Genomic DNA, 241 nt, shown 5'->3' with positions numbered 1-241 from the left:
CTTGGCGTCAGGGTCGTACCAGATAGCCATCTGGGGACCAGGGCTCCTCGACAAAAACCTCGCAAGCCCGGTCACAGTGACGACGGGCCAATCGGTGACCGTCGACGCGACCATGGCTGGGGAGGCAACGATCAGCGGAACGATCACCGGCCCCCCAAGTTCCGAATTCGCCCAGATGAACGTACGCGTGTACGACGCCGCCGGCGACGGCACCGAGTCAGTGGAGAGCAGCAATGTCAAC

Annotated in this window: 1 protein-coding gene; it reads left to right on the top strand. The window is 63.1% G+C overall.

The window, feature by feature from the left end:
• On the top strand, positions 1–241 hold a 241-nt coding region (locus SCA31_RS25250; RefSeq protein ID WP_410699677.1), incomplete at both ends, for a hypothetical protein.

The sequence above is a fragment of the Chryseobacterium sp. SIMBA_028 genome (genome assembly GCF_046535285.1).
Classification (GTDB): domain Bacteria; phylum Bacteroidota; class Bacteroidia; order Flavobacteriales; family Weeksellaceae; genus Chryseobacterium.
The sequence above is the reverse complement of the archived record's forward strand: the minus strand, read 5'-3'. Positions and strand labels throughout refer to the sequence as shown.